General features: G+C 70.2%; 16 protein-coding genes. 8 read left to right on the top strand and 8 right to left on the bottom strand.

The window, feature by feature from the left end; translation table 11 throughout:
• Positions 1 to 2: 2 nt before the first annotated feature.
• A complete protein-coding gene (locus POL67_RS14675; RefSeq protein WP_271917978.1) occupies positions 3 to 833 on the top strand; it encodes an SAM-dependent methyltransferase in 831 nt (276 codons plus the stop codon).
• Between the two features lie 98 nt (positions 834 to 931).
• Entirely contained in the window at positions 932 to 1,717 is a 786-nt protein-coding gene (locus POL67_RS14670) for a hypothetical protein (RefSeq protein ID WP_271917977.1), read from the top strand.
• Positions 1,718 to 1,758: 41 nt separating this feature from the next.
• Here the strand turns inward: POL67_RS14670 and POL67_RS14665 are convergent, their stop codons facing one another.
• Positions 1,759 to 2,652, bottom strand: a complete 894-nt coding sequence (locus tag POL67_RS14665; protein WP_271917976.1) for a LysR family transcriptional regulator — start codon at positions 2,650 to 2,652, stop codon at positions 1,759 to 1,761.
• 106 nt (positions 2,653 to 2,758) lie between these two features.
• Between POL67_RS14665 and POL67_RS14660 the strand changes: the two genes are divergently transcribed.
• From POL67_RS14660 to POL67_RS14645, 4 genes are all read left to right on the top strand, one after another.
• The gene (locus tag POL67_RS14660; protein WP_271917975.1) at positions 2,759 to 3,910 is read left to right on the top strand and encodes a cytochrome P450; all 1,152 of its coding nucleotides are present in this window, start codon (positions 2,759 to 2,761) and stop codon (positions 3,908 to 3,910) included.
• A 5-nt stretch (positions 3,911 to 3,915) separates the two neighbouring features.
• Positions 3,916 to 4,941, top strand: a complete 1,026-nt coding sequence (locus POL67_RS14655; RefSeq protein WP_271917974.1) for a ferredoxin--NADP reductase — start codon at positions 3,916 to 3,918, stop codon at positions 4,939 to 4,941.
• An 88-nt stretch (positions 4,942 to 5,029) separates the two neighbouring features.
• Positions 5,030 to 5,824: an imidazole glycerol phosphate synthase subunit HisF gene (gene hisF / locus POL67_RS14650; protein WP_271917973.1), complete on the top strand. Its 795-nt coding sequence runs from the start codon at positions 5,030 to 5,032 to the stop codon at positions 5,822 to 5,824.
• Positions 5,821 to 7,731 (top strand): hypothetical protein, encoded by a 1,911-nt coding sequence (locus POL67_RS14645; protein WP_271917972.1) that lies wholly within the window; start codon positions 5,821 to 5,823, stop codon positions 7,729 to 7,731. The genes hisF and POL67_RS14645 overlap by 4 nt, the downstream gene beginning before the upstream one ends.
• A gap of 21 nt (positions 7,732 to 7,752) precedes the next feature.
• On the opposite strand, the gene POL67_RS14640 is transcribed toward POL67_RS14645, so the two are convergent.
• The 6 genes from POL67_RS14640 to modB form a co-directional block, all read right to left on the bottom strand.
• The gene (locus POL67_RS14640; protein ID WP_271917971.1) at positions 7,753 to 8,709 is read right to left on the bottom strand and encodes a patatin-like phospholipase family protein; all 957 of its coding nucleotides are present in this window, start codon (positions 8,707 to 8,709) and stop codon (positions 7,753 to 7,755) included.
• Between the two features lie 362 nt (positions 8,710 to 9,071).
• Positions 9,072 to 10,235 carry a thiolase family protein gene (locus POL67_RS14635; protein WP_271917970.1) on the bottom strand — a complete coding sequence of 388 codons (1,164 nt, stop codon included), beginning with the start codon at positions 10,233 to 10,235 and terminating at the stop codon, positions 9,072 to 9,074.
• Positions 10,236 to 10,249: 14 nt separating this feature from the next.
• On the bottom strand, positions 10,250 to 12,646 hold the full coding sequence (locus POL67_RS14630; protein ID WP_271917969.1) for a 3-hydroxyacyl-CoA dehydrogenase/enoyl-CoA hydratase family protein: 2,397 nt from the start codon (positions 12,644 to 12,646) through the stop codon (positions 10,250 to 10,252).
• Positions 12,647 to 12,770: 124 nt separating this feature from the next.
• Positions 12,771 to 13,181 carry a hypothetical protein gene (locus POL67_RS14625; RefSeq protein ID WP_271917968.1) on the bottom strand — a complete coding sequence of 137 codons (411 nt, stop codon included), beginning with the start codon at positions 13,179 to 13,181 and terminating at the stop codon, positions 12,771 to 12,773.
• A complete protein-coding gene (locus POL67_RS14620) occupies positions 13,157 to 13,882 on the bottom strand; it encodes an ATP-binding cassette domain-containing protein (protein WP_271917967.1) in 726 nt (241 codons plus the stop codon). Before POL67_RS14620 ends, POL67_RS14625 begins: the two co-directional genes overlap by 25 nt.
• Entirely contained in the window at positions 13,879 to 14,556 is a 678-nt protein-coding gene (gene modB, locus POL67_RS14615) for a molybdate ABC transporter permease subunit (RefSeq protein ID WP_271917966.1), read from the bottom strand. Before modB ends, POL67_RS14620 begins: the two co-directional genes overlap by 4 nt.
• 88 nt (positions 14,557 to 14,644) lie before the next feature.
• Here modB and POL67_RS14610 point away from each other — a divergent pair, with 88 nt between their 5' ends.
• Positions 14,645 to 15,664 carry a peptidase associated/transthyretin-like domain-containing protein gene (locus tag POL67_RS14610; RefSeq protein ID WP_271917965.1) on the top strand — a complete coding sequence of 340 codons (1,020 nt, stop codon included), beginning with the start codon at positions 14,645 to 14,647 and terminating at the stop codon, positions 15,662 to 15,664.
• A gap of 13 nt (positions 15,665 to 15,677) precedes the next feature.
• Positions 15,678 to 17,081 carry a hypothetical protein gene (locus POL67_RS14605; RefSeq protein WP_271917964.1) on the top strand — a complete coding sequence of 468 codons (1,404 nt, stop codon included), beginning with the start codon at positions 15,678 to 15,680 and terminating at the stop codon, positions 17,079 to 17,081.
• Here the strand turns inward: POL67_RS14605 and POL67_RS14600 are convergent.
• Positions 17,038 to 18,897: a thrombospondin type 3 repeat-containing protein gene (locus POL67_RS14600; protein WP_271917963.1), complete on the bottom strand. Its 1,860-nt coding sequence runs from the start codon at positions 18,895 to 18,897 to the stop codon at positions 17,038 to 17,040. The two genes, POL67_RS14605 and POL67_RS14600, sit on opposite strands and share 44 nt — an antisense overlap.
• Positions 18,898 to 18,977 lie beyond the last annotated feature (80 nt).

Raw genomic sequence — 18,977 nt, 5'->3', positions numbered from 1 at the left:
TCATGCGTGCCTCGGCGTCGGGGCGAGGGATGGAGGAATGGATGCTCGAAGGTAATGGCTCGCTCGTCGTCGTGGGGACCGGAATCAGGACGACCGAGCATCTCACGGGAAATGCGATCGCCTGGATCAAGGCGTCGGACAAGGTGCTCTACGTGGTCGCGGATCTCGTCGCCGAGCGTGTGATCAAGGAGCTATCGCCGTCGGCCGAGTCGCTCACGGTGCTCTACGGTGAGGGCAAGCCGCGTGGAGAGACGTATCACGCGATGGTGGACCGCATCCTCGACTCGGTAAGGGGGGGCCAGCGGACGTGCGTGGTGTTCTACGGGCATCCGGGCGTGTTCGCTTATCCGGGGCACCTGGCCATCGAGCGCGCGCGTGACGAGGGGTATCCGGCGACAATGCTGCCAGCGATCTCGGCGGAGGATTGCCTGTTCGCCGACCTCGGCATCGATCCTGGTCACCAGGGCATGCAGAGCTACGAGGCGACGCATTTCGTGCTTCATCGAAAGCGCATCGATCCCACAACGGCGCTCGTGCTCTGGCAGATCGGGTCGTTCGGAGACCACACGTACCGTCGCGAAGGCGCGAGCCACCACAAGCTCCCCTTCCTCGTGGCGCGGCTCTGCGAGGAATACCCTGCCGACCACGTCGTGACGATCTACGAGGCCGCGATCTACATTGGCTGCGCGCCGCGTATCGAGCGGCTGCGCCTCGGCAAGCTCGCGGAAGCCAGGGTCACGCCAGCCTCGACGCTCTACATTCCCCCCGTGCGCAAGAGCCGCATCGATCCCGCCACCGCCGCCTGGCTCGGGTCCGAGCCGGCAGACCGATGAGCGCGCCTCCCGCCCCCGCTCCCGAACCTCTCCGCTGTTGACAACCCCCTCGGGGAGCACGCCATCATGTACGCGTCCTCATCGGCAGGAGGCTCACTTTGCTGAAGCACCTCAACATCGACGAGATGATCGCGATCGTCGCGCCCTGGGTGGACGAGACGAAGCGCAAGAGCGTGTTCCTGGCCATCCCGGAGATCGCGCCGCTTCACGGAAAGGTGCTGAAGGCGTACGAGGCCGTGATCACCCTCCCGCAGACGAAGGCCACGCCGACGGCGCTCGCGTCGATCCTCGAAGAGGAGACGGTCGTCGACGCGCGGCACGATCACCTCGCGCGGGCGATCTCGCTCTCGCTCGACGCGCGGGCCGAGCTCTACCTCGCGGGGCACCCGCCCGACTTCGCGCGCGCCGCGCGGGCCCGGGACATCTCGCGCAAGTTGTTCCCGACGGGCCTGGCGATCGTGAACGCGTCGCTGCTCGCGGAGTCGGGCAACACGGCGCGGGTCGCGCGGCTCATCCGGGACGAGGAGCCCTGGATGTGCGAGTTCCTCGGGGAGATCCCGGCGGGCGCGCCGCCGCACACGCTGCGCGACGTGGTGGACGCGTGGATCGCGACGGGCGCGCGGCTGGCCGAGCTGGAGACCGCGCGGACGGAGCTGCTCGCGAAGGAGGCGGCGAAGCCCGAGGGCATGCTGTCGCCGCAAGCCGCGCGCAGCTTGTGGTTGCGGGTGGTGTCGCAGGTGCTCTCGAACCTGGAGCTGTCGGAGGCGCCGGCCGAGTACATCGAGGCGATCCGGAGGCCGGTGATGCGCGCGTCGGAGCGGGCGGAGCGGCGGTACGCGGGGGAAAACGGCGGCGCGGACGACGAGGCGCCGATCGACACCTGAGAAGCGCGAGGCCGGCGGAACGCTCCGCGCGTGGCTCCCACTTATCTGGTCCGCGCGCCGCCGGTCTGGCGCAGGTGGCGCAGCGCCTTTTCGATGAGGATCCGGATTCGACGTCCGCGCTTCGAATCGTTGAGGCGTTGCCCCATCGACAAAAAGAACTCCCCTTCGGCGCCGATCTCGTCTTGCAGCACCGGGACGAGCTTGCTCGTGGTCGCGAAAGGGATGTCCGGCAAGAGCCCGATGCCCCTGCCCGCGACCACCATCTGGAGCGCGGCGTGCATACTGTTGGACACGAACCACGGGCTCACCCGCAAGCCCATGCCGGCCCGGACCGGCCAGAAAAAGGGAGAGACGCCGCCGGGAATGCGTAAGGCGATGCAGGAATGCGCGGCGAGGTCCGTGGCGCGCGTGGGCGTGCCTCGCGCGGCGAGATAGGCCGGCGCCGCGAAGCACGCCCACGAAAATCGCAGGAAGGAGCGACAGTAGAGGGTGCCGTCGGTGGGCGGCACCAGGCCGACCACCAGATCGAAATCGTCTCGAATGGGGTGCATCTCCCGGTCCGTGTAGATGATTTCCAGCCCGAGACCGGCGAGCGCCTCGTCGTCGGGCTTCAGAAGGGGCTCGAGCAGATCCATGCCCACGCCGGGCGGCACTGCGGTGCGCAGGCGGAAATGCGTGCTCGCCTGGAGCGTGGCTTCGACTTGCCGCGCGGCGTCCACGAGCGGCGCGCCTTGCTCGACGAGGAGCCTTCCCGCCTCGGTGAGACGAAGATGCCGCTGGCTTCGCTCGACGAGCCGCACGCCGAGCGCATCCTCCAGCAGGGCCACGCGACGGGTGAGCGTCGTGCGCGGAAGCCCGAGCGTCCGGCTTGCGTGCGCGAGGGATCCGTCCCGCGCAATGGCCATGATCATGACGACGGCGTCGAGATCGAGCATCGCCCGCGAACATACACGAGCGGCGGACGCGGGTGACCGAGATTGGTCATCTCTTGCCCGGATCCCGTCATTGCCGCATGTCGACGGCCGATTCATTCATGTGCGCATGCTCCTCGACACCCAGATCTTGCTCGATCCCTTCCCGATGTACCGAGAATTCCGGGAAAAGGCCCCCGTCCTCTGGGCGGAGGTCATGGATTCCTGGCTCTTGTTCCGATACGAGGACGTCAAACGCGCGATGGAGGACGCCGATGCATTCTCGTCGGAAAACCCGCTGAAGATGCCGCCCGATGCATTTTCGACGGCGTCCATGGTCTTCCAGGACGACCCGAACCACGCGCGCCTCCGCGCCTTCGCGCAGCCCGCCTTCACGCCCCGGCGTGTGGCCATGCTCGAGCAGCGGATCCAGGAGCTCTGCGACGAGCTGCTCGCCGAAATGGCGGACAAGGGCGGGGCCTTCGATCTCGTCCGCGCCTTCACCGGCCCCTTGCCGGCCATGGTCATCGCCGAGCTCCTCGGCGTCCCGCGCTCCGATTTCAGGACGTTCCAGCGCATCGCGGACGATGTCGTCCACATCGGCACCAAGGGAAAACAAGAGCAGGCGCAGCGGGCCGGCCAGGAGCTCGCCGCGTATTATGCCGCCCTCGTCGCCGAAAAGCGGCGCACGGGCGCCCTCGGCAATGATCTGACCAGCGACTTCCTTCGCAGCCAGGGCGCCGGCGCGAATATCGAAGATCGCGAGCTCGTCGCCATGGGCCCCCTCTTCCTGTTCGCCGGGCACGAGACCACGACGAACCTGCTCAACAATACGGTGCGTTGCCTCAGCGAGACTCCGGAGGCCAAGGCGTTCCTCCTCGCCGACCTCGGCCGCGCGCCGAGGGTCCTCGAGGAAGTCCTGCGGTGCCGAGGTCCCGCCACCGGCGCCCCGCGCATCGCGCGCCGTGACATCGAGCTCCACGGCGTGACCATTTCCGCCGGCAGCCGCGTCTGGCCTCTCAGCCTCTCCGCGAACCGCGATCCGCGCGTCTTCGACGATCCGGAGCGCTTCCTCCCCGATCGCAACCCCAAGAACCTCCTCTCCTTCGGCCGTGGCATTCACAAATGCCTCGGCGAGCCCCTGGCGCGCCTCGAAGCGAAAATCGCCGTCCCCGCGCTTTATCGCCGCTTCCCGGAGCTCCGCGTCGATCCCGAGCGCTCGGCGGTGCCGACCCCGTCGCCCCTCATTCATGGCTGCCTCGAGCTCCCCGTTCGGATCTGAAGACCATGCAACCCGAACGATTCCACCTGACCCTCGAATCCGTGCGAAGGCCGACGCCCTCGTCGGTCGAGCTCGTGTTCGCCTCGCCGCCCGCGCCGCTCCCTTATCGCGCAGGCCAGTACCTGACGTTCCACGTGCCCGTCGACGGGCGCGTTCACCCGCGCTCGTATTCGCTCGTGGGGAGCCCCGGCCGCGCGGACCCGCTCTCCATCCTCGTCAAGCGGGTCCGCGGCGGCGTCGTGTCGAATCACCTGTACGCACATGCGGCCCCAGGCTCGATCCTGGCCGTCTCCGGGCCCCAGGGACGTTTTTGTGTCGAGCCGCGCGCCGGGGGGCGGCACGCGGTCCTGGTCGCCGGGGGCAGCGGAATCACGCCGATCCACGCCATGATGCGCGAGCTCTTGCATGGCGAGCCGGACACCACGGTGTCGCTCCTGGATTGCAACGTCGCGCCGGAGGAGATCCTCCTGCGCGCCGAGCTCGATCGCCTCATCGAGGAGAGTGGAGGGCGATTGGACGTCGTACACGTTCTGGAGCAAGGCGCCGCGGGCATGGGCGGGCTCCCGGGGCGCCTCGACGCCGCGCGAGCGACCACGTTGCTCGGCGAGCTCGCCCAGGGAAAACCTGCCGAATTCTACGTATGCGGCCCCGAGGGCCTGATGGCGGTCGTGGGCGAGGCGCTGCGGGCGCTCTCCGTCCCCCCCGAGCGCATCTTCCAGGAGTTTTTCGCTCGTCCCGACGCGGCGGGCGACACGCAGGCGCAGCTCGTCACCTTGCGGCTCGACGGCAAGGAGCATTGGGTGCCCGTCCCGGCGGGCGCGACGATCCTCGAAGCCGCGACTGCGGCGGGCGTACCCATCGAGACCTCGTGCCGCGTGGGGGATTGCGGCACCTGCAAGCTTCGATGTCTCGCCGGAGAGGTCGAGCAGTCGTGCGTCGAGGGGTTGAGCCCCGACGAGGAGCAATCGGGGTACGTGCTGGCCTGCGTGGCCCGCCCGCGCACGTCGGGCGTGGTGCTCGCGGGGCCTTGACCTCGACGAGGCCGTTCCCTCGTCCGCGCCGACCTCGAGGGTCCCCGGGAAGTTGGCCCTCGGGCCTCGCGGGCGCTAAGCGCGCTGTGTGCTGGCCAAGCGCATCATCCCGTGCCTGGACGTGAAGGACGGACGCGTCGTCAAAGGCGTCCAGTTCGTCGGGCTCAGGGATGCGGGCGACCCCGTCGAGGCCGCCCGGCGCTACGACGAGGCCGGCGCGGACGAGATCACCTTCCTCGACATCACGGCCTCCCACGAGAAACGCGGGACGCTGCTCGACATGGTGCGCGCAACCGCCGACCAGATCTTCGTGCCGCTGACCGTGGGCGGCGGCGTGGGGAGCGAGCGCGACATCGAGGCGTTGCTCGACGCGGGCGCCGACAAGATCGCGATCAACACGGCCGCGGTGCGCGAGCCGGAGCTCGTGGAGCGGGCGGCGGCGCGCTGGGGCGCGCAGGCGATCGTGGTGGCGATCGACGCGCGGCGGGTCGGGACCGAGGAAGAACCGGCACGGTGGACCGTCGTGACGCACGGGGGGCGGCGGGAGACGGGGCTCGACGTGGTGGCGTGGTCGAAGCGGATCACGGGGCTCGGCGCGGGGGAGATCCTGCTGACGAGCATGGACCGGGACGGGACGAAGGCGGGCTACGATCTCGCGCTGACGCGGGCCGTGGCGGACGCGGTGAGCGTGCCGGTGATCGCGTCGGGGGGCGTGGGGACGCTCGAACATCTGTACGAGGGGCTCGTCGTGGGAGGGGCAGACGCGGCGCTGTGCGCGTCGATCTTCCACGACGGGACGTACTCGGTGGCGGAGGCGAAGGCGTACCTCGCGGGACGCGGAGTACCGGTGCGCATTGGGGAACCGAGGAGAGGTGGGTCGTGAATCGGGCGAACGTGACGCTGACGGAGGTCCTCGGGGCCGCATCTGCGCGGGCCGCGGCGATGGTGCCGGAGAGCGCGGGTTACCTCGTGCTTTCGCTCTGTGACGCGCTCGGGAATCTGCCGATCCGGGTGGACCCGAAAGCCGTGACGCTCTCGGCCGAGGGCGTGGTGGCAGTGGACCGACAAGGCGAGGTGCTGTCGGGCCCGGAGGCCGCGCGCGGGCTGCGGGCGCTTCTGGCGAGGCTGCTCGCGGTGACGGCGGGCGGAGCGCCGGGGCTGCATGCGGTGGCGAGGCCACGGGCGCAGGCCGCCGAGCGAGGTCCGGGCATGGTGGCGGCGGAGATCGAGGCCGCGCTGGTGCCGCTGAACCGGGGTGCCGCGAAGCGGACGCTGGCGAGGCTGGCGAAGGAGACGGCGCGCGCGGTGGAGGCGGGGCTTTGTGTGGAGCCGGCACCACTGCCGGCGCCGGTCGTGGTGGAGGCGCCGGTGGCCGTGGTCGTGCCCGCTCCCGCTCCCGTGGCCGCTCCCGTGGCCGCGCCCGCTCCCGCTTCCGTGGCCGCGCCCGCTCCCGCTCCCGTGGCCGCTCCCGCTCCCGCTCCCGTGGCCGTGTCGAAACGGCCCATCTCGATCGCAGCGATCCCTTCCCTGTCGCCGGATCTGCTCTTCACCGCGCCGCCCTCGGGTCCGCTGCGCGAGGCGACGCCGACGCTCCAGGACCCGATGTCCCTGGAGACGACCGACGCGACGCCGCTCTGCAGCGTCGACCTCGCCTTGCTGGAAGCACCCGCCGAAAGCGAGCACTCGAGCCCCGCAGCCGCGGTGTTGCCCGCGTCGGAGCCGGTCGTCGCGCAGATAGCAGCGCCCGTGGCGCCCACGGTATCCGATTCGACGTTGCTTTCGGCGCGGGAAGCGGCGGTCGAGCTCTTGCCGCCGCCCTCGGCGTCGCCCGCGGCCGCGCCGGTGTCCGTGGGGGACGCCGGGGTGCGCGTGGTCCACGAGTCGACATTGCCGTGGCCGGTCGGGCTCGGGATGCGGCCGCCGACGCCGCAGCCGGGATCGGCGCGGCCGATGGTGGCGCCGTCGGTGCGGGCGGAGGAAGCGCGCGTGGAGGAAGCACGCGTGGAGGAAGCGGCGGCCGTGGTGCATACGGTGCCGTCGGAGCAGCCGCCTTCGGCCGAGGAGCTGCTCAGCTTCGAGTTCGAGGTGCTCACGCCGTTGCCTTCGCCCGCCGTGGAAAAAGGCGTGGAGGCGCTATCGCCGTCGGGATTCTCGGGCATGGTGGAGGCGCTCGATCATCCTGCGACGGAGCCCCCCGCGTCGGTGGAGCCGTCGGTTTCGGTGGCGCCGTCGGTGTCGGTGAAGGCTGCGGTGGTCGTGGTGGAGCCTGTGGTGGCTGCGGAGCCTGTGGCGTCTGCGGCGCCGCCGGCCGCCATCGTGGAGGAGCCTCCGGCGGAGGCGGTCGTAAAGGCGGCGCCCGTGAAGGCGGGGCCGGACCGCGTGGATGAGCTTCTCCAGCGGTTCGCGCTGCCGGAGGGCGGCGAGGAGGCGATGTTCCGGGCGACGGCGTCGAGCTTGAAGGAGCTCGCCGGGCTCGTACCGACACCCTACGCGCCGGAGGTGATGCCGGCGATCCGGATTGCGGCGCGGTCCGAGGGAAAAAGCCCGGAATGGCTGCCGCAGGCGCCCAAGGAGCCGGCGGAGATCCTTCCGGCGCCGCTGGTGCCGGTTTCGCGGAGAATGGGGACGCGGGTGCTCGTGCCGCTCGCGCTCCTTTTGGTGGTGCTGGCAGGGACGGGCGTGCTCGCCTGGGCCAAGCCGGGGATTTTTGCGCGCGTGCCCGAGCTCTGGAAGGCGACGCCGAGGGATGCCGCCGAGAGGCCGGTGGCCGCGACGGACGAGGGGGAATGACGCGCGCGATTCAGCGCGGCGTTACCCTCGCTCCAACCATTCCTTCGTCGCCGCCGCGCCATTGGCAATGAGCGTGTCCTGCGTCGCCTTCGGCAGCTTGAATTCGGTCGTGGAGACGCCGGCGTCGTCGATGAAGATCGTCCGCGCGAGCGCGGCCGCGTCGAGGTGCAAGAGCGTCGACGACGTCAGGATGAACGAGACCAGCGCCTTGCTGTAGTTCTGGAAATCGTTGATCTCCATCCGCGGGAGGCGCCAATCCGTGCGGGCGGCGTCGTTCTCCGCCTTCGTCCCGAGGCAAAAGCCGAGCGTCCCCTCCTCGACCTCCGGCCCACGCGGCTGGTCGCCGAGGACAGGTGTTTTGCGGAGGCGGTCGAAGAGGTCGATCGGGTAATTCCACGAGACGCCGCCGTCGATATAGAGGTCTCCATTGAACGAGTACGCCTCGAAGAAGAGCGGAATGCTCATCGACATGCGCACGGCCTTGTACAAGGGGACGTCGGGGTGGGAGGCGGCCGAGAAGACCTCGGTCATGCGGCGCGAGAGGTTCGTCGTGACGACGTAAAGGTTGCGCGCGCGGCCAGGGCACGCCACGGCGAGGGCCGCCAGTTCGGCGAAGGTGAGGTCGGGCTGGGCGCGGCCGGTCAGGCGCTCGGTGAGGTGCGCGATCTGGTTGCGGATCCAATCCTCGGCGGTCTTGCCCGGATTCACGCCGTAGCTGTCGAGGAGGCGCTTCGCGTCCCCGATGAGCCAGCCCTTGCCGTCGATGAAATCGGAGAAGTCCGTCTCGCGCAGGATCTTCTCGAGCTCCACGGCATCGACGCCGACGGCCAGGAAGGCCGCGGTAATCGCGCCCGCGGAGGCGCCGGCGACCTGCGTGATGCCCCCGAGGAGCCCCCTCCGCTCGAGCTCCGCGATCGCGCCGGCATACGCGATCCCCTTCATGCCCCCACCCTCGAACACGAGATTCCGGATCTCCATGACACGAGCCCTCCATCGGACAGGGTATCCGGGGCGGGGGGCGGAGATCATCTCCAAAGGCAAGCCCAAGCCTCGGCGATGAGCCTCCGCCAAGGTCCCGACCTCTCCGACGCCTCGGCGATGCGCCTCCACCGAGGTCCTGACCTCGCCAAAACCTCGGCGCTGAGCCTCCGCCGAGGTCCCGACCTCCCCGAAGCCTGGGCGCTGAGCCTCCGCCGAGGTCCCGACCTCTGCGACGCCTCGGCGCTGAGCCTCCGCCGAGGTCCCGACCTCGCCACAACCCCGGCGACGAGCCTCCGCCATGGAAAGAAAAAGGCCCCCGTGCATGCCGCACGGAGGCCCTCTTCAACGATGGTTGCTGGTCAGGCCCGCTCGAACAAGCCCGCCGCGCCCATGCCGCCGCCGATGCACATCGTCACGATCGCATACCGCCCACCGCGGCGGCGCAGCTCGTAGAGCGCCGTCGCCGTGAGCTTCGCGCCCGTGCAGCCGAGCGGGTGGCCGAGCGCGATCGCGCCGCCGTTCACGTTGAGCTTCTCGTCCGGGATGCCGAGCTCGCGCTGGCAGTAGACCGATTGGCTCGCGAACGCCTCGTTCATCTCGACGAGGTCGATGTCGGCGATCGAGAGCCCCGTCTTCTTCAGGAGCTTCTTCACCGCCGGCACCGGGCCGATGCCCATGATCGACGGATCCACGCCCGCCGTGACGAACATGCGCAGGTAGCCGAGCGGCTTCACGCCGAGCGCGTCCGCCTTCGCCTTCGTCGTCACGATCGCCGCCGCCGCGCCGTCCGAGAGCGGCGAGCTGTTGCCCGGCGTGACCGATCCGACCGTCGCGAACGCGGGCTTCAGCGCCGAGAGGCCTTCCAGCGTCGTGTCCGGGCGCGGCAGCTCGTCGCGCGTGAACTCGAACGCGATGCGCTCGTTGCCCTTGTACCGCACGCCCGTGACGGCCACGATCTCGTCCTTGAAGCGGCCCGCCTCGATCGCCGCCGAGGCCTTCTTCTGGCTCGCCAGCGCGAACGCGTCCTGATCGGCGCGCGCCACGTTGAAGCGCTTGGCCACGTTCTCGGCCGTGATCCCCATCGGCGTGTAGACCGTCGGGTACCGATCCATCGCCTCGGGCGAGACCGAGATCTTGTTGCCCGTCATGGGCACCATCGACATGCTCTCGACGCCGCCCGCGATGACGATGTCCGCGTACCCGGCCTCGATGCTGCCCGCCGCGAGCGCGATCGCCTGCAGGCCGCTCGAGCAGAACCGGTTGATGGTCATCGCCGAGACCTCTTCGGGCAGGCCGCCGAGCAAGCCGACGGGCCGCGCCACGTTGAGCCCCTGCTCGCCTTCCGGCATCGCACACCCGAGGACCAGGTCGTCGACCTCCGACGGCTTGATCTGCGGCACGCGCGCGAGCAGGCCCCGAACGACCTCACCCGCGAGCTCGTCGGGGCGCTTCTGCGCGAGCGCTCCCTTGTGGGCCCGGCCCACGGCCGAACGAACGGCCTCCACGATCACGATGTCTGCCATGGTCGTCGCCTCGCCTAGTTCCGCAGGGGTTTGTTGGTCATCAGGATGGACTGCATGCGCGCCTGGCTCTTCTCTTCGCCGCACAGGCTCACGAAGGCCTCACGCTCGAGCTCGAGGATCTCGTCCTCGGTCACGTCGTGCGCGTTGCCGCTCGCGCCGCCGCAGAGCACGACCGCGAGCTTGGTCGCGATCTTGGCGTCGTGCTCGGTGGCATAACCACCGGCGACGAGCGTGTCGACCATCATCCGGAGCGTCGCGATGCCGCTCTCGCCCGGCAGCCGGTACGCACGCGGCGCCGGCGGGTGGTAGCCCGACTCGGCCATGCCGATCGCCTTCGCCTTCGCCTCGGTCAAGAGGCGCGCCTTGTCGAAGGAGACGCCGTCCGTCTTGCGGAAGTAGCCGAGCGCCTTCGCCTCGTCCGCGCTCGTCGCGACCTTCGCGAGCGCGATGTTCTTGAAGACCTGGGCCACGATCTCCAGCGTGTTGATGCTCGCGCCCTCGGGGATGCCTTCGAGCGCGCGCCAGAGCATGTTCAGCGTGCCCGCGCCGCCCGGGATCAGGCCCACGCCGACCTCGACGAGGCCCGCGTACGTCTCGGCCGCCGCCTGCACGGCGTCCGCGCCGAAGCAAAGCTCGAGGCCACCGCCGAGCGTCATGCCCCACGGCGCCGCGACCACCGGCACGCGCGCGTACTTCAAGCGCTGCGTCGCGTACTGGTAGTTCTTCACCATCGCGCGGATCGACTCCCAGTCCTTGCTGCCGGCCGCCATCACGACCAGGAACAGGTTCGCGCCGACGCAGAAGTGATCGCCGTCGTTGGAGATCACGAGCCCGCGGAAGTCCTCCTCGGCCTTCGCGGCCGCGAGCGAGAGCATCGAGATCACGTCCGCGTCGATGCTGTTCGCCTTCGTCTTGAAGGTGAGCCCGAGGATGCCGTCGCCGAGATCCCACGCCTCGGCGCCGTCGTTCTTGAGCACCGGCGCCTCGCCCTTCTTCAGGATCGAGAACGTCGCGTTCCGTGGATCCACGACGCGCTTCACGTAGGCGCCCTTCACGAGGTCGTAGACCTCGTCGCCCTTGTAGAAGCCCGTCGCGCCCGAGGCGCGCATCTTCTCGATCGAGGCCGGCAGCGCGATGCCCTCCGCCTTCATGCGGTCCGTGGTCTCGGCGAAGCCGAGCGCGTCCCACGTCTCGAAGGGCCCGAGCTCCCAGTTGTAGCCCCACTTCATCGCGTCATCGACCGCAGTCACGTCGTCCGTGATCTCGCCGATCCGCCGCGCCGAATACGCGAGCGACTTCGAGAGCACCTTCCACGCGAACGCGCCGGCCTTGCCTTGATCCGCGACGAGCTTGCGCACGCGATCCGCGGGCGCGTCGATCTTCTCGATCGACTTCGTCGCCTTGCGGATCGCCTCGTCGCCGCCCTTCGCCCGGTACTCGAGCGTCTTGACGTCGAGCGTCTGGATCTGCCCGTCCTTGCCCTTCTTGTAGAAGCCGCCCTTCGTCTTGTCGCCGAGGATCTTCTTCTCGAGCATGGCGCGGGCGAACGCCGGGGCCTTGAAGACCTCACGGTCCTCGTCCGCGGTGAGCGACGCGTAGCAGTTGTCGGCGACGTGCACGAACGTGTCGACACCAACGAGATCCGCGGTCCGGAAGGTCGCGCTCTTCGGGTGGCCCATCGCGGGGCCCGTGATCGCGTCGACGTCCTCGGGCTCGAGGCCGAGCTCGAGCATGCCCTGGAGCGTCGCCAGCATCGCGTGCACGCCGATGCGGTTGCCCACGAAGTTCGGCGTGTCCTTGCCGACGACGATGCCCTTGCCGAGCACATCCTCGCCAAAGCGGACCACGCGCTCGAAGACGGCGGGGTCCGTGTCGGGCCCGGCCACGAGCTCGAGGAGCTTCATGTAGCGGACCGGGTTGAAGAAGTGCATGACGAGGAAGTTCTTCCGGAACGCCTCGCCGCGACCCGTCATCATCTCCGCGATGCGCAGGCCCGAGGTGTTCGATGCGACGATCGCGCCCGGCTTCACGAGCGCCTCGAGGCGCGCGAAGAGGCTCTGCTTCGGCTCGAGCTTCTCGATGATCGCCTCGATCACGAGGTCACAATCCTTCACGCGCTCCAGATCGTCCTCCACGTTGCCGACCTCGACGAGGCGGGCGAAGGACGGGTGGAAAAAGGCGGCCGGCCTGGCCTTCACGGCCTTGTCGAGCCCGCCCTGCGCCCACGCGTTGCGGGCGGCGCGGTCGTTCTTCTGAGCATCGCCGGGGTTCGGGGCGGAGGCCCCGAGCGTTGAACCCGGCGGGACCATGTCGAGCAGGACCACGTGGATCCCGGCATTCGCGAGGTGGGCGGCGATGCCGCTGCCCATGACCCCGGCGCCGATGACGGCTGCACGGTGGATTGGCTTCATCCGAGAAGGCTCCCTGGTTGTCGTTGCCGGCAGACGGGTACCGCGGAGGCCGGCCGGTGTCTACGGACAGATGCCGCGACGCGGCAGGTAGGGGCGAGCGAGCTTCTTGTCCACCCTGGCCCGCTCACACACCACGAAACGTCCGGCGCATCTCGGCGAGCCAGGCGCGGGCGGGGGCTTCTTCAGGGAAGAAACGGAAAGCGAGCTTCCTGTGCGCAAAGATGCGGGCCGCGTTCGCGATGAGCTCCGCGACGACCCGGAAGCGGAAGCTGCCGCCGACGAACGCGGTCGCCTGCGCGCGATCGTCCCGGATGGCCGCGATGCTGCGGCGGCATGCGGGCTCGACGTCCTCGACGCGGCGTAGATCCGCGAGGGTCAAGAGGTAGCGCTGATCGGAGAGCAGCTCGGTGCGCATCGCGGCGTAGTCCGCGACGTGGGAGGCGCGGATCACGCCGCGGAAGCTCAGGACGAGCAGATCCGGCGGCTCGATCGTCGCGACGTGCTCGCCGATCACGGCTTGCCGCAATGCGGACATGAGCCCATCTCACCGAGCACGACCTCCCGCGGCAACGGCCGGGCCGGTTTTCCGCGCTCAAACTGGACGAACACGTCCCCGAACGCCGCCGCCTCCTCCGCGTCGTGTGTCACGAGCACCGCCGGAAGCGAGCGCCGCGCGAGCGCCTCCCTGAGCGACCGGCCGATCGAGAGCCGCGCCGCGCGATCCAGCGCCGAGAGCGGCTCGTCGAGCAGGAGCAGCCTCGGCTCGGCGGCGAGCGCCCGCGCGAGCGCCACCCGCTGCCGCTCCCCGCCGGAGAGCGCGTCCACGCGCGCCCCGCGCAGCGCCGAGAGCCCGAGCTCGTCGAGCAACGCGAGCGTCGTGGCCCCGGGGTTTTTGCGCGCGGCGCGGGGCAGGCCAAAGACCACGTTGCCGAGCACGTCGAGGTGCGGAAAGAGTGCCTGATCCTGGGGCACGTACCCGATCCGCCGCCGCTCGGCCGGCACGTGGACCCCGCGCATCCAGTCGTCGAGGGCCTCCCCCGCGAGGCGCACGGCGCCACGCTTCGGCCGGATCAGACCGGCGATCGCACGCAGCGTCACGGTCTTGCCCGCGCCCGAGGGGCCGAACAGGACGAGCACGCCCGAGGGCAACGAGAAGCGCGCCTCGACGGTGAACGCCGCACCGCCGCGCCCCACGGTCACCTGCAGATCGACCTCCAGCGCAGGCGCGTCGCTCATGCCGGTGCCCGCCCTTCTTTGGGCCCGAGCAAGCCGGCCACGAGCACCACCACGACCGAGATCCCCGAGAGCACGGCCACGTAGAGCCCGGCGCGCGCGTCGTCGCCCTCCTGGAAGGCCGAGAAGATCTCCACCGGCATCGTGTTCGTGCGGCCCGGGATGTTGCCCGCGAGCATCAAGGTCGCTCCGAACTCGCCGATCGCCCGCGCGAAGCCGAGCACGAGCGCCGCGAGCACCCCGCGCCACGCGAGCGGCAAGGTCACCCGAAACACGACCTCCCACGGCCGGAGCCCGAGCGTGCGCGCCACGTCTTCGAGCTGCGATGGCACCGCCTCGATCGACGGTTGCGCCGTCTTCACGAGGATCGGCAGCGCCACGACCGCCGACGCGAGCGCCGCGCCGGCCGGCGAGAACACGAGCCGCAAGCCGAGCCCCTCCTCCAGCATCCGCCCGAGGAGCCCCCGCCGCCCGAAGACCACGACGAGGAAGTACCCGACGACCGAGGGCGGCAGGACGAGCGGCAAGAGCACGAGCGCGTCGACGAGCCCGCGCAGCCTGTACCGGACACGCGCCTGCAAGAGCGCGACCGCGAGCCCGATCGGCCCGACGAAGAGCAGCGCCAAGCCGGCGACACGGAGCGAGAGCAGGATGGGGAACGACGTGGACGACTCCACCGGCGGCGATGCTAGACGCCGCGGCGCGCGTGGGCCAGCGATGCGCGCTCGGCTTGACGCCTCGCCCGGGCAAACGATACCGTCTCTCATGTCCGGCGTTTGGAAGCCCCTGCGGGGTTTCGCGTGGCCTCTGGCCGGCGCGGCCGCGCTCTTCGGGGCGCCCCCGGCGTACGCGCAGCAGGAGGCGGCGGCCGAGGCCCTCTTCGACCGAGGTTTGGTCGAGATGCAGGCCCGCCATTTCGACGTGGCTTGCCCCGCGTTCGCCGAGAGCCAGCGCCTCGATCCGCGAGCAGGGACCTTGTTCACCCTCGCCGAATGCGAGCGCCTCTGGGGCAAGATCGCCTCGGCCTCCGCCCATTACGCGGAATATCTGCGGCAAGTCGACGCCATGCCGGCGACGCTCCGGCCCAAACATGGGGCGCGCGCGGCCATCGCCCGGAAAGAAAAAGCTGCGATCGAGCCCTCGATCCCCAAGCTCACCCTCGTCCTTCGCGGAAAAACCCCGGACGGGGTCCGGGTGACGCGGGACGGGTTCGAGCTCGGGGCGGCCTCGCTCGGCACGGCGCTGCCCGTGGATCCGGGCGAGCACGTCCTCACGACGCAGATGCCCGGCGCTTCGCCGGTCGAGACGCGCGTGACCGTGGCGAAAGGCGAGTCGAAGACGGTGGAGCTCGACGTGCAGGCAGCGCGCCCGACGGAGCCGGGAATCCCTCCCCTCCCCTCGACCCACCTTCGCTCCCCCGAGCGCCCCGATCATGCCCATCGCGGGGTCCCGACCTGGGCCTGGATCGCCGGGATCGGGGGCCTCGCCGCGGTCGGCGGGAGCATCGCGTTCACCGTCGCGCACATGAACGTCCGGAGCGCCGTGGCGGAGCGCTGCCCCGATGGCACGTGCGACGCGCCCGGGCTCGCCGAGGCGTACCGCGCGTCGTGGAACCGCGACCTCGCCCTTTCGCTCACGTTCGGCGCGCTCGGCGCGGCTGGCGTTGGCCTCGCCGCCGTGGGCTTCGTCCGGACGTACGGGGCCGCCAAGACGACCGAGGCCGTGACCTTCGTTCCGTGGGCCACGAAGGGCGCCGGCGGCGCTGTCGTCCTTGGCCATTTTTGAAAGGACGCGTTTCATGCGAAGGGCCTCGCCGTCCGCGCTCGCACTGCTCGTCGCGCTCCCGCTCCTCCCAGCCTGCGCGCCGGCGCTCCTGGATCCGCTCCCGACGTGGCAGGAGGGTCCGGTCGGCACGTTCGAGGCCGCGGCGGTCGTCAAGGTCGGCGGCACGGGCGCGCGCGCGCTCACGGGCGTCGCGGCGCGGAGCTCGGGCGAATCTGTCGTCGTGGGCCATTGCAGCGGCGAGCTGCTCCTCGGCATGAACCCCGCGCCGTGTGACGCCGAGGAGAACCTCTTTCTCCTCGAGCTCGCCCCGGCAGGCGGGCTGATTGCGTCCGTCGTCACCGGGGATCTCGGCTCCGTGCGCCCCCGCGCGACGGCCGCGCGCGCGGACGGCGACATCGTCCTCGTCGGGGATCTCGCAGGCGCCTTCGATTTCGGGCCGAGCCGCGTCGAGAGCGTGGGCGGGCGGGACGCGTTTCTCGCGAACCTCACCGGATTCAACCCGGGAGGGGAGGTCCTCGGCGAAGCAAAACGTTTCGGGGATGTCGGGGAGCAACGCGCGACGAGCGTGGCGACCACCGCAGACGGCGGTACGATCCTCGCGGGCATGTTTTCGGGTACGATCGACCTCGGCAGCGGTCCGCTCGCGAGCGAGGGTGATTATGACGTTTTCGTCGCCTCGCTGAATGCCGCGGGAGAGCCCCGGTTCGCCACGCGGCTCGGCGGCCCGCTCGCGCAACGAGCGGCGGCGATCGCGGCAGGCCCGGACGGCGGGGCCGTCGTGGTCGGCGATTTCGAGGGCTCGCTCGATCCGGCAAGCGCGGCGGTCGAGAGCGCGGGCGGCAGCGACGTCTTCGTGGCTGCGCTCGACGGCGCGGGCGAGGTGCGATGGATGCTCGCGCTGGGGGACACGGGCGACGAGGAGGCGGCCGGCGTGATCGTGGATCCCGCGGGGCAGACGTTCGTGTTCGGGAGCTTCTCGGGCCGCGTGGGGCGTGGCGCCACGCTCGCCGCGACGTCGGCGGAGCGCGCGGCATTCGTCGCGACGATCGATTCCAAAGGCGCGCTCGTCAAGGTCCGGAGCTTCGGCGAGACCGGCGTCACGCGCGCCAGGGCGATGGCCGGGACGCCGGACGGAGGCGCCATGATCGCGCTCGATTACACAGGCCGTGTCGAAGTGGGGGATCGTGTCTTCGAGAGCCAAGGCGCCGAGGACATGCTCGTCCTCGAGCTCGACGCGTCCCTGCGGACGCTGCGCGCCGGCTCCTTCGGGGGCAAGTATGCGCAGCACGCGACGGGCATTTCCGTGAGCGAGGAGGGGCGCGTCTTTTTGGTGGGTGATTTCGAGGGAACCCTGACGGCCGGGGACGACATGATCAGCGCCGAGTCGTTCGAGCCGTTCTGGATGCGGATCGATTGACGGAGCGGCGAGCGGCGAGGACGGCGAGGCCCGCGAGGATCGAGGCCCAAAGCTCGGGGCCCGCGGCGGCGGTGCTCCCGACCCGGCAGGCGCACCCGGACACGTCGACCACGGGGTTCGGGCAGGAGAGCCGCGGGTCCAGGGGACACGAATCCGCGAAATTGGCGACGCCGTCCCCGTCGATGTCGGCGTCACACGCATCCCCCACGCCGTCGCCGTCCATGTCGCTCTGCTCCACATTGGGGACGCCGGGACAAACGTCGTTCGTATCGGCGACCCCGTCCCCGTCGTCGTCGACGGCGTCGTCCGCGTCGCACGCGTCGCCGACACCATCCTCGTCACGGTCTTCCTGCCCGGCGTTCGGCGTCATCGGGCAGTTGTCGCCCATCTCCGTGGGAATCCCGTCGCCGTCGGGATCGGCGTCACACGCGTCGCCCACGCCGTCGCCGTCCTGGTCCCCCTGCTCGAGATTGACGACGTCCGGGCAATCGTCGTACGCGTCGGGCACGCCGTCCCCGTCTGCGTCGGCGCTGCACCCGTTGCTCGGCGCCCCGTCGCAATCGCTGTCGATCGCGTCGCCGCACACCTCCGCCGTCGGCTCTCCGGGCGTGGCGTTGCACTCGGTCGCGCCATTGCCGTCACACACCAGCGCGCCCGTGCTCATGCAGGCGCCGATGCCTGCGCTGCACGCGTCTCCCTTGCCGAATCCCTCGTCCGTGCAGCCATTACAATCGTTGTCGATCTCGTCGCAGGTCTCCCCGACGAGCGAGCTTTCGAGAATGCTCGCGAGGGCCGTCGTCAGCGCGGCCTCGTCGGCCGCCGCGATCGCCTTGCTGGTCCCCCCCGCGTTCGCAATGGCGTCGTTGACGGCGATGCTCCCGAAATCGACGACATGCGTCTTCACGCTCCAGGAGATCCCTCCCTTGGAGAACCCCGTGAGCAAATCCGCTGCCGCGTCCGCCGCGTCCGCCGCGTCGTCGCAGCCCTCGGTGCCGGCGGTGAGAAGAATCACGCGGAGCGGTCGACAAGGCCGCTCTCCCGCGTCGGACAAAGGGGACGGGAACGACCGGTTTCCGTTCGGGCTGGTCCAGCCGACCGACAGGTATCGGTACGCGTCCCGCAACACCCCGTTGAGCGGTTTGCCGCCGGTGGCCCACACCTCCTTGGGGATCCCGCCGGACGGCGCGCAGGTGTGGTCGACCCATTGCAAGAGCTCCGGGACGTTCGAGGGGTCGAGCGGCGGGGCATAAAAGTTGTCGCGCCGCACCGGCACCAGGATCTCGGCCCCGCGCCGGTCCGCAGAGCTCGGCAGCGAGCTCGGCTCCGGCCCGCACCCGGCCTGCGGCGAGCCCCCCCCGCCATAATCGAGCCAAATGCACGAACCGTTTCCGTCGTTGCCGCACGACGACGCGCAGGTCAGGACCGTCCCGCGGGCGAACGCGGCGAGGCCGATGCTCACCTTGTCGCCATACGCCTCGACCGTCTTCTTCACCGCGCACTTCGCGTGCCCGATACGCGTGGTCGGGTAGCCGCAGGAGTTCGTCACCGCGGCCCCTCCCTGCATGACGCTCGCCGTCATCGCGCTCGACGAATCGACGGCAATCAGGAAATAAGGCTTCGCGCGCGCCGGCCACATCGCCGGCTCCAGGGCACACACGGCCGGATCGGCGCGCACGACGTTCGGGAAAAAACTCGCCGCCGCGAACGCGGAGACGACCACGCAGGCGCCTGCGCCGCGCGACCCGCGCCGCATGGCGCTCCGAGCGTCCCCCGAACTCATCGTGATCGTGGCCTCCTTGCTCGCAGATGCTCGCATGTCGGATCGGTTACTTGCAAGGACACGGCCGGATCTCCACGCCGCATCCGGGTTCGGCCCGACGCTTCTCTTCGAACCGG

Origin of the sequence: Polyangium mundeleinium, assembly GCF_028369105.1 — a bacterium.
Lineage (GTDB): Bacteria > Myxococcota_A > Polyangia > Polyangiales > Polyangiaceae > Polyangium > Polyangium mundeleinium.
This window is presented reverse-complemented; position numbering and strand designations above follow the sequence as displayed.